An 852-nucleotide genomic window follows, 5' to 3' on the forward strand; every position below is an offset into this window, starting at 1 on the left:
GTTTTTTTGGTATAATAAAAGTTATGGAAATCGAAAAAACCAATCGTATGAACGCCCTTTTTGAATTTTATGCGGCGCTTTTGACAGACAAGCAGATGAACTATATTGAACTCTATTATGCTGATGATTATAGTCTTGCTGAGATTGCTGAAGAGTTCGGTGTCAGTCGTCAAGCTGTTTATGACAATATCAAGCGGACAGAAAAGATTCTAGAAGATTATGAGATGAAACTGCACATGTATTCGGACTACATTGTCCGCAGTCAGATTTTTGACCAGATTTTGGAGCGTTATCCCAAGGATGACTTTCTGCAGGAGCAGATAGAAATTTTAACAAGTATTGATAATAGAGAATAAGAGGAAGAAAAATGGCATTTGAAAGTTTAACAGAACGTTTACAGAACGTCTTTAAAAATTTACGTAAAAAAGGAAAAATATCTGAGGCGGATGTCCAAGAAGCAACCAAAGAGATTCGTTTGGCCTTGCTTGAAGCCGACGTTGCCTTGCCTGTTGTAAAGGACTTTATCAAGAAGGTTCGTGAACGTGCAGTCGGACACGAGGTCATTGATACCCTCAATCCTGCCCAACAGATTATCAAAATCGTGGATGAGGAACTGACAGCCGTTTTAGGTTCCGACACGGCTGAGATTATCAAGTCACCAAAAATTCCAACCATTATCATGATGGTCGGGTTGCAGGGGGCTGGTAAAACAACATTTGCTGGTAAGCTGGCTAATAAACTCAAGAAGGAAGAAAATGCACGTCCTTTGATGATTGCTGCGGATATTTACCGCCCAGCCGCCATCGACCAGTTGAAAACACTTGGACAGCAGATTGATGTTCCAGTCTTTGC

At 40.7% G+C, this 852-nt stretch carries 2 protein-coding genes; both read left to right on the forward strand.

Annotation, left to right across the window (positions count from 1 at the left end; translation table 11 throughout):
• Positions 1 to 23 precede the first annotated feature (23 nt).
• Positions 24 to 356 (forward strand): putative DNA-binding protein, encoded by a 333-nt coding sequence (locus GMD4S_RS09595; RefSeq protein ID WP_000402066.1) that lies wholly within the window; start codon positions 24 to 26, stop codon positions 354 to 356.
• A gap of 11 nt (positions 357 to 367) precedes the next feature.
• A partial coding sequence (locus GMD4S_RS09600) for a signal recognition particle receptor subunit alpha (RefSeq protein WP_000863606.1) occupies positions 368 to 852 on the forward strand: 485 nt, incomplete at its 3' end.

It is taken from the genome of Streptococcus sp. GMD4S (assembly GCF_000296955.1).

What these genes read in the sequence shown, in the direction of transcription:
- GMD4S_RS09595 (WP_000402066.1), top strand. Translation starts at nt 24, where the DNA reads ATGGAAATCGAAAAAACCAATCGTATGAACGCCCTTTTTGAATTTTAT.